Source organism: Lentilactobacillus sp. (assembly GCF_040773105.1).
Lineage (GTDB): Bacteria > Bacillota > Bacilli > Lactobacillales > Lactobacillaceae > Lentilactobacillus > Lentilactobacillus parabuchneri.
In genome coordinates this window covers 1-7,287 of the sequence record NZ_JAXGWW010000100.1, presented here as the reverse complement: position 1 = coordinate 7,287, position 7,287 = coordinate 1, and the positions used below count along the sequence as shown (strand labels likewise).

Genomic DNA, 7,287 nt, shown 5'->3' with positions numbered 1-7,287 from the left:
ATACAAATATGCGAGCATTCCACCTAAAATGGCATACGTCAAAAAACTGATGACGTTAAAATGGGCCCAGTTTGGATCCATATGCATCATTGAAAAAACGGCGCCACTGACGATGATCGGTGCCCATTTGCTGGTTGAGTCAAAAAATGCATCTACTAGAAATCCCCGAAAAATAGTTTCTTCTAGGATTGGTGAACAAAAGATGGCTGTAAATCCCATCAAAATGAGACTTAAATGATTACTCGACAAAATCGTTTGAATTTCCTGGTTATTATCAGTCTGGGTAACGTGGTAAACCACTTTGTTAAGGTTTCCCAGAACCATTTCAAGAATAATAAAGGCTACCCAGAAGATAACGATTTGTTTCACGTTATTGCCAGTCAGCGGCTTTCTTTCAGGCCGACCGTATTTACGGTAAGCGTATTGAGCCAACCAAATCGCAACGACAAACCCTAAAATGTAGCCGATCCCAACCACATAATTTGCTAAATTGGATAATTTTCCTGAAACAATAAACATCAATGGAAGCTGAACGATGCCGACCAAAATGATCAAGGCAAAAAAAATCATTAAACGTTCAAAATAGTCACCAAACGTTAATTTTTCGGTATTTTTCATACAAAATCTCCTCAAGAACGCTTATTCGTTAAACGCTTTATTCAACGCAGTAAAATCAACGGTTCCTAATCCAGTTGCCTGATTATAAAGCTTACCGGGTTGGCCCGTGTAGTACAAATTTGTATTATTTGTTCGGCTGTCCAACGGCTTGAATGGCGAATCAGATCGCTTGGCAAATTTATAAATTTGAGGATTCCAAAAACCTAATCGCCCAGTCGTATTAAAGTCAGACAGCAACACGCTGGCCGCAGCCATTTGCGGCGCGACAATACTGGTCCCGCCGGTAATGAGCCACTGTCCCTTGGAATTGCGATTGTTCTTGGGGGTGATAAACATACTGTACCCGGTATTTGGATCCGCATTGGCAGAAATGTCCGGTAGGTTCCGCCCGCTCTTTTTGCCACTCTGCTTAACGGCATGCTTCAACAGAACCGGTTGGCCCAGCTTAAACTGCCATAACTTGATCGCGTTATAAGTGCCGATTCCGCTGACCCCTTTTTGATAACTGGGTACCGGATTATATCGACTAAAACCGCCACCACTGCCGGCAAAGAAGCTTTGCAGCATATCTAAATTACCGAAGAAGCGTTGGTGCTTATAGTTAGGGTACAAAAATTCAACGCCCCACGCACGCTCCTTGGTAATCGATACTTTCTTTTTATTCACCGTGTAGGTCTTGGGTAAAGTCGTCCCACCCACAGCCGTCACATAGGGTGAATTGGAAGGGGTATCAACGGAAAGGCCAGTGGTCAACCCGGTAGTAATCCCATCATAAGCGCCGTTATCACCAGTTGCGGTAAAGACACTGATCCCTTGTGCAGCAGCCTGTTCAAACAGCAGGTTCATAATCTGATTATATTTTTTGGGTGTGATCCCCTGTTTCATTTCGTAAGCCACTTGGGCTTCGCTTTGTCCCCAGCTGAGTGAGAGCGTGTCCGCAACGTTTTGGCCAACTGCCGCGGCAATTGAGTTCACCATCCCGATGATATTTGGCTTGGCAATATATGTCCGAATGTTGCTGTCTGGCGCAATCGCCCCTGCCTGCTCCACGTCAATGGTGGATTCGTCATACCCGTCCCAACTACCTTTGTAGCCATTGGTTCGATAAATGCTCAACCGATTTGATTTGACGTTGATTCCCTCATCATCCCAGTAGCGATAAACATCATTTGGGTGAAAATTAGCGAACGAAATAATTCCAATTGTCTTACTCCGACCAGTTGCGCCTTTGTCATATAAGGACTGGAGCTTGTATCGATTGACGAATCGAATTGGCGAATACTTCTTTGATGCGCCGGATGTTGCTGAATGCGGCGTGATCGTATGAAGTGAGGAAGGCTGATAGGCAACCTTATTCGAAGAAAATGGTGAATAGTTGGATAACCCAAAAATTGTATAAACAACTTTAGATAGTTTTTTGGGCAATTTCGGGTTGGAAGTGGCCTTTTGAAACTTCACTTCGCCATTATTAACGTTGACTAATTTAACCTTAAATGCTTTTTCAATGTTTTTCGTTGACCCTTTTACGACCATAATTAAATTACCCTTGTATGTTTGGGCTTTCAAATGATGCTTGTGTAAGTAATTTTTTAAGGCCTTGATTTTACTTGGGCTTTGACTAAACCGTTTGGAAAAAGTCCCCGGCGTCACAAATTTTCGATAGCTCGAGGAGTTGGGATTAACTGAGTCATAAACGAACTTGTGAAGTGTCTTTTGGCTTTTAGGCCGTAAGACGATATCGACTAGTTGTTGTTTGGAATCAGACACATTCGTTGTTGAACTTGCCTGAACTGATCCAAACGCACCAACAAACAGGGTCAGTGTGATCACGACCCCAACTGTGGCAGATATCAATAGTCTCTTAAGCAAATCCTTTTTCATCCAATTCCCCTTCAGTTCAATAAAATCTTATTTGTTTTCTTGATCCTTTTCCTGCTGGTCTCGCTTCGCTTGAATTTTGGCGTCATGCTGGCGAACTAAAACCACCACCAGCGGCGTCAAAATCAGTCGAATTAAAATAATTGCAATCAACCAAATAATTGCAAATGACCAAACCGATAATGACAATGTTTTTGTTATGTAAAACGCGGCAACCAGCACCAACAGGACTGCGGCAAGTATTAAAAATAATTTGTTCTTTTTCAAGGTGTTTCTCCAGTCAAATTTCTTATTTCATATTATCATACTTCACCAGTTGAATTCACGAATGAATTGTCAAAGTTACAGTTTGTCTTTACCGCGTTGCCACCGATATAATGAATGTAATGACAATAACACACCCATAGAGAGGAGAAAAATGATTATGTTAAAAGAATTTAAAGCCTTTATTGCTCGGGGAAATGTCATCGACCTGGCAGTCGGGGTTATTATTGGTGGCGCATTTACTGCGATTGTCACCTCATTGACCAACAACTTGATTAACCCACTGATCGGCTTGTTTTTAGGAAAAATTGATCTGTCAAATCTGATGGTCAAGGTTGGTGGGGCAACGTTTAAGTATGGTGCGTTTATCAACTCGATTATTAATTTCCTGATTGTCGCGTTTGTCGTCTTCATCTTAATTAAAATGCTCAATAAGTTTCTCAAACGACAGCCACAAAAACCAGTTGTCGATAACAAAGAAGTTCTACTTTCAGAAATCAGGGACTTGTTAAAAGATAAACAATAGCCTGCTTCTCAGCCGCCTAAATGATTCAAAAGCGCCAATTCATTGCGATTCAAGCGCTTGTAGGATAGAATCAGAAGTGTGAACAGAAATTTTTATTTCCAAAATTTGAGAAGAGGTTTTGTTATGAGAACGTTTGCTATCAGGGCCCGAGACGGGGTTATGGAATTAAACTATTCAGAAGATTCCAACCGACCCCCATTTCGGAAGTTTATGATCACTTATAACCCCAAATTTTCAATTGGCGATAATCTTGAGAACATCAAAGCAGCATTGACAGGATTACCCATTGACGCCGCAATTATTGAAAATTCACTCGACTATGAATTTTCTGACACCGTCATCGGCATCAATCATCAAAAAATTGACATTGGCTTGGCGATTGCCAATATGATGAATATTCCGGTTGTTAATTTGCACCACGTCAAAGAAGTTGGCCTGAAAAAAGCTGTCGCGGAAAAAGAAGCATACTTAAAGTGGCATCTAGACTATTACGGCGAATATGCCGGGAAGCGAAACTATGGTCAAGAAGCCATGCTGACAATCGGAAATGGTTACTTTGGACTGCGGGGTGCCTACGTTGAATCCCACGCCGACAAGGATAATTATCCAGGCATGTACGTTGCCGGTGTCTTCAACCAGTTAACCACTAAAATTAACGATCGCGACGTGGTCAATGAGGACTTGGTCAACTTGCCGAATGCCCAGTACCTGAGCTTTGGTGTTGATCATCAGCAACCATTTACCATTAAGAAAGCCGATATTCAAGATATTTACCGAAGCCTTGATCTTAAGACCGGCACGTTGACGACGACGTTGCACATCCAGCTGGCTACCGGCCACATCATCCAAGTTCGGGCCACAAAGGCAGCCAACATGAACCAGTGGCACCGTTATGCCATCAAATACGAATTAAAGCCGATCAACTTTTCCGGCAGTGTTCAAATCTATTCCGGCATTGACGGCAGTGTCATTAATGGCAACGTGGAACGATATCAAGACTTTGATCAACACCATATTGATGTGATTGGAATGGCTGCACACGACGATCAGATTTCAATGACCGGCCAAACCAAGACCTCCCACGTCCAGTTTGTCATTAATGCCAAGTTATCCAGCAAGGATTATGATACCAAAAAATTAATCAGTACGACGACCGAGGAAAAGCAAATTGAACAATCCTTGAGTATCAATGTTGAACCTGGACAGGAATACGAGTTCGAAAAAAATGTCACGGTCTTTACCAGTGATGATCCAAATGCCAATCTTGATGTTGACGCCCAAAACGAACTAAACGACGCTTCCTTTGAAGATACGTTATCCGACAGTGAAAAGTTTTGGAAAAACGTTTGGCAGCATTCAGACATTGAGATCGAAAATGATCTAACCTCGCAAAAGCTGACTCGGGTGAATATTTTTCATATGCTGGTCACCAGTGCGGCGTTGGCTTCCGGGAAGCTGGACACGTCGGTTGGTGCCCGTGGACTTCACGGAGAAGCTTATCGGGGGCATATCTTCTGGGATGTCACATTTGACTTGCCATTTTATGCGATTCACTACCCGGCCATTGCCAAACAATGCCTGATCTATCGTTATAACCGAATTGGTGAAGCAAGAAAATATGCCGCTTCCGAAAACAAACAAGGCGCCATGTATCCTTGGCAGTCCGGAATGTATGGTGATGAACAGTCCCAATTCGTTCATTTGAACCCGGTCAGCGGTCAATGGGATCCTGATAATAGCCGGCTTCAACGACACGTTTCCATTTCCGTTGCTTATGACGTAATTAACTACGTCCACATTACTGGCGACCAAGCCTTTATGAACGACTATGGATTAGAAATGCTGCTTTCAATCTGCAAGTTCTGGGTCAGCATGACGACCTATGACAAGGATGCGGATCGCTATGATATTCACCATGTCATGGGACCGGACGAATTTCACGAGGAATATCCAAACTCAAATGACCACGGTTTAACCAACAATGCCTATACCAACATTATGGTCTCCTGGTTGTTTGACCAAGTAGCGACGTTAGTTGGCAATGCAGACCCAGACGTTTTAAAAGCGGCCAGTGAGAAAGCTGAATTTGACCAACAACTGTTGGATCAGATGAATGATATCGCTCATAAGCTGCGTTTGGATATCAACGAAGAAGGTATTATCGGCCAGTTTACCGGATACTTCAACCTATCGAAGCTGAACTTTGATTCGTACCGTAAGAAGTACGGCGACATTTCCCGAATTGACCGGTTGCTTAAAGGCGAAGGCAAATCACCGGACGCCTACCAAGTTGCCAAGCAGGCTGATACATTGATGGCATACTATGTTTTACCGTTCGATGAAGTCCAGAAAGTCATTAACCGCTTGGGCTACACATTGCCTGCCAACTTCTTTACCAGCAATCTACGCTTCTACCTTGACCGGACAACTCATGGATCAACACTTTCAAGAATTGTATACTCAGTTCTCGACGAGATTGATGGCAACATGGACCAATCCTGGCAGTTATTTTCAACTGCGCTGTTCTCCGATTACTACGATATTCAAGGTGGAACGACCGCAGAAGGTATTCACCTTGGCGTGATGGGTGCGACGCTTCAGATTGAAACCAAATACTATGGCGGTGTGCGTTTCGATACTGACCAAGTCACAATTAACCCTCACCTGCCAAGTACTTGGAGTAAAATTTCCTTCAAACAAACTTATCAAGGCATCAACTATCAATTTGTAATTGGGCACCACCGGCTTGACGTTACAGCCGATGCCGACACCCACGTCAATATTGCTGGTAAAGCTTATTCATTAACGAAAAATAAAATGACGACAGTCGCATACAAATAATCTGAAGGAGTGAAATAAAATGGCAAAGTTTTCTGATATTAAAGGGTTCGTATTTGATTTAGATGGTGTGATTACCGATACGTCGGTCTTTCACAGTCAAGCATGGCATCAAGTCGCTGACAAGGTGGGTGCCCCGTGGTCCAAAGAATTAGAAGATGGCCTCAAGGGAATCAGTCGAATGGATTCGCTGGAAATGATCCTCAAGGCCGGCAATCTCCAAGATAAATATACCGATGACCAAAAAGTCGACTTAGCCACGGAAAAAAATACCAATTATTTAAAATTGGTTGACCAAATGACGCCGGCTAACATTCTGCCTGGAATCAAAGACTTCCTCGACGAAATCAAAGATGGCGGCTATCTCCTCTCGTTGGCTTCTGCTTCAAAAAACGCACCAAAAGTTTTACAAAAGCTCAACTTAACGGACTACTTCCCCAAAATCGTTGACCCCAAAACCTTGACCCACGGCAAACCGGATCCAGAGATCTATCTTAAGGGTGCTGAGTTGATTGACTTAAAGCCTGAACAATGCATCGGCGTGGAGGATGCGGCCGCTGGTGTTGAATCAATCAACGCGGCGGGTGAAACGTCAATTGGAATTGGTGACAAAACAATTTTAAAGGATGCTGATGTCAACTTTGCCGATACTGCTGAGATGACTTTGAAAAATATTGAAGCCCAAATGGACGCCTAAAGTTTGAATTGAATTGTACATTAAAAGGCCCGGACAAAGGTTTAAACGCTTTTATCCAGGCCTTTTTGACTGTCACAAATTATTCAAATCTTAATTGTCATTCCAGAAAAAAGCCACTAGCCGCCAAGGACCTCAAGTTATTTGATCAGTCCGTAATGGCGCAATCCATTAACAATGCCGCCATTGATATTTGATTTGGTAACGTAAGTCGCTTTTTCTTTGGCCTCAGGGACCCCGTTGCCCATCGCAATTGGGAACTTAACTTCCGCAAACATTTGTAAATCGTTCATTTGGTCGCCAAATGCATAGGATGGCACATCACCTAAGTCCAACTTCTTCATCAATGCCTGAATGCCAGTCTGCTTTGAAACGCCCCATTTCATGGTATCCAAACAGCGGGGGTTGTTTCTGACCAAGGACAACTGACCCTTGAATTTATCTTGATACAACTTATCTTTATCATAGT

7 protein-coding genes are annotated in these 7,287 nt (G+C 43.0%); 3 read left to right on the top strand and 4 right to left on the bottom strand.

What is annotated here, in order from left to right; genetic code table 11:
- From AB3112_RS06540 to AB3112_RS06530, 3 genes are all read right to left on the bottom strand, one after another.
- On the bottom strand, positions 1 to 618 hold a 618-nt coding region (locus AB3112_RS06540), incomplete at its 3' end, for a lysostaphin resistance A-like protein (protein WP_367334142.1).
- A gap of 21 nt (positions 619 to 639) precedes the next feature.
- On the bottom strand, positions 640 to 2,499 hold the full coding sequence (locus AB3112_RS06535; RefSeq protein WP_057910481.1) for a protease pro-enzyme activation domain-containing protein: 1,860 nt from the start codon (positions 2,497 to 2,499) through the stop codon (positions 640 to 642).
- Positions 2,500 to 2,526: 27 nt separating this feature from the next.
- Positions 2,527 to 2,763, bottom strand: a complete 237-nt coding sequence (locus tag AB3112_RS06530; RefSeq protein WP_084975217.1) for a hypothetical protein — start codon at positions 2,761 to 2,763, stop codon at positions 2,527 to 2,529.
- Between the two features lie 157 nt (positions 2,764 to 2,920).
- On the opposite strand from AB3112_RS06530, the gene mscL reads away from it, so the two are divergent.
- The 3 genes from mscL (at position 2,921) to pgmB (ending at position 6,821) form a co-directional block, all read left to right on the top strand.
- The gene (gene mscL, locus AB3112_RS06525) at positions 2,921 to 3,286 is read left to right on the top strand and encodes a large-conductance mechanosensitive channel protein MscL (protein ID WP_057910483.1); all 366 of its coding nucleotides are present in this window, start codon (positions 2,921 to 2,923) and stop codon (positions 3,284 to 3,286) included.
- 123 nt (positions 3,287 to 3,409) lie between these two features.
- Positions 3,410 to 6,127 carry a glycoside hydrolase family 65 protein gene (locus AB3112_RS06520; protein WP_084975214.1) on the top strand — a complete coding sequence of 906 codons (2,718 nt, stop codon included), beginning with the start codon at positions 3,410 to 3,412 and terminating at the stop codon, positions 6,125 to 6,127.
- A gap of 19 nt (positions 6,128 to 6,146) precedes the next feature.
- Complete coding sequence (pgmB, locus tag AB3112_RS06515; RefSeq protein WP_084975212.1) at positions 6,147 to 6,821, top strand: beta-phosphoglucomutase; 675 nt, start codon at positions 6,147 to 6,149, stop codon at positions 6,819 to 6,821.
- Between the two features lie 137 nt (positions 6,822 to 6,958).
- On the opposite strand, the gene AB3112_RS06510 is transcribed toward pgmB, so the two are convergent.
- Positions 6,959 to 7,287: HAD hydrolase family protein (locus tag AB3112_RS06510; RefSeq protein ID WP_367334141.1), on the bottom strand; the 329-nt coding region annotated here is incomplete at its 5' end.

What these genes read in the sequence shown, in the direction of transcription:
- pgmB (WP_084975212.1), top strand. Translation starts at nt 6,147, where the DNA reads ATGGCAAAGTTTTCTGATATTAAAGGGTTCGTATTTGATTTAGATGGT.
- AB3112_RS06520 (WP_084975214.1), top strand. Translation starts at nt 3,410, where the DNA reads ATGAGAACGTTTGCTATCAGGGCCCGAGACGGGGTTATGGAATTAAAC.
- AB3112_RS06535 (WP_057910481.1), bottom strand. Translation starts at nt 2,499, where the DNA reads ATGAAAAAGGATTTGCTTAAGAGACTATTGATATCTGCCACAGTTGGG.
- mscL (WP_057910483.1), top strand. Translation starts at nt 2,921, where the DNA reads ATGTTAAAAGAATTTAAAGCCTTTATTGCTCGGGGAAATGTCATCGAC.